The organism is Collinsella sp. AM41-2BH, from assembly GCF_003468085.1.
Classification (GTDB): Bacteria; Actinomycetota; Coriobacteriia; order Coriobacteriales; family Coriobacteriaceae; genus Collinsella.
The window spans coordinates 1-1,810 of sequence record NZ_QSGH01000043.1 but is presented as its reverse complement, the minus strand read 5'-3'; the positions used below and the strand labels follow the sequence as shown (position 1 = coordinate 1,810).

The 1,810-nt window shown below is 56.2% G+C and carries 2 protein-coding genes; both read right to left on the bottom strand.

What is annotated here, in order from left to right:
• A partial coding sequence (locus tag DW899_RS10375) for a PTS sugar transporter subunit IIC (protein WP_147349753.1) occupies nucleotides 1-574 on the bottom strand: 574 nt, incomplete at its 3' end.
• Between the two features lie 225 nt (nucleotides 575-799).
• Complete coding sequence (locus tag DW899_RS10370; RefSeq protein ID WP_233539970.1) at nucleotides 800-1,690, bottom strand: DMT family transporter; 891 nt, start codon at nucleotides 1,688-1,690, stop codon at nucleotides 800-802.
• Nucleotides 1,691-1,810: the final 120 nt, after the last annotated feature.

Here is a 1,810-nt window from a genome sequence, read left to right as displayed (position 1 = left end):
TGGCGAAGCCCATGGCCGGCAGGATGTTGGCGGCAACGCCGCAACCATCGATCACAAAGGACGGGATGAAGTCGAGCAGGCCTTGGATGGCGTCGGAGCCCAGGTAGAACGCGCCGGCACAGAGCAGGAAGTACTCGATGCAGCCCCAAATTCCAATTCCCCAATGAACGGCGTAGATGCCCTTGAGGTTCCCTTTAAGGGCAAACTTGTCTGCCATGTCGACAAACACGGGGAACAAGGCGTTGGTAATATTACCAATCGTCAGCGAAAGGACGGCGATGGGCATGGCAAGCGCGATAGCCGTCTCGGTACCCTGACCGAGCTGAATGGCAAACGCACAGGCGAGCACGCCACCGACGGTTTCGTTGGGCGGCACGTAGGCGCCAATGGAGATCGAGCCCATAAACAGCAGCTCAAGGCTTGCACCCACGGCAAGACCGGTCTGTAGGTCCCCCAGGACCAGGCCCACGAGCGGGCACAGGACGATGGGGCGGAACGCATAGAGCGAACCGAGCTGGTAGTCGAGACATCCAAACGCTCCGACTAAGCCGACGAGGATTGCTTGGGTAAGCATAGTTCCTCCCAATTAGGAATCTCGAACCGTCGCCACTCCCGTCGCGCGCGTTGTTGATATCAATTCCGGGGGTTCGATTACACGGCTCGAAGCGTACCTGGTGTGCTGCTAACACCCATGCCAGGTACAAATGATTTGATACCAATTATAGGTATGCAGGTTTTTACTATTTAATACCACTCGCTCAGCGGGGTGTTTTTTACCGTAAACGGCAGACGTATCCCATCAGGCACGCTCTTTGTTTCGATGGCGGACAAGCGCCACCAGAAAGCCATCGCCAAAGGCATCGGATGCCAAGTTGGCTACAATCACCAAAACGATAATCGCCGCGCCCAAAAACTCATTCCAGTGAAAGACCTCGCCAAAGAGGAGCGCCGACCAGCAGGGAGCGAGCACGACCTCGCTCATGCAGACCAAGTTGGCCGCAAACGCGTTGGTGCGCGCAATCCCCTTGGCATACAGCACGCTCGCAAGACCACTGCAAAAAAGGCCATGCACCAGCATGAGTCCCCACTCAAATGGTCTCACGGAGTCTAGGGCACCAGCAAAATAGACGATCGGCAGCATCGAGATACCGCAGGAGATGAGCGAGGACACCATGGGCGACGCATCGGGGCGAGAGTTCAAAAAGAAGCACAGCCCAAAGGTGGCGCCCGAAATGATGGCAAGCAGGTTGCCGAGCATGCCCTCGGGACTCAAATCACCCAAAAAGAAAAGTCCCATACCCGTAAAAGCAACCACCACGGAGGCAATCTTCGCAGGCGAGGGCAACGTGTGTGTTGCGAGCGATTGATACACGATAACGAAAATCATCGAGGTGTACTGCAAAACGATTGCGTTACCGACCGTCGTGAGCTGGTTGGCAAAGTTAAACGTGGTGCCCGTCACGAAGTTGCAGACGGCCACAAGGGCAATAAGACGGCTGACGCGGAGGACAGGCCTGCCGACGAGCAGGATAAAGAGTGCCATAAATATTGCCGTGACGGCACCGATCAAAAGAGCTGACTGCGAATTGGCGTGAACGAGGATGCCGATAAAGCTCCACAAGAGCGCCGTGCCAAATAGATACATCGCCCCGCTCACGCCATTGTCGGGTGGATTGTCAGATCGAATCACGAAGCACCTCCAGCTAGCTTTCGGTAATAAAAAACGGCGACCGCAATGGGTCGCCGTTTCCCTTGGGGGCAAATAATAGGCCGGGCCCTTACGCCAGCACGCCGAAGAACGCGCCGACGA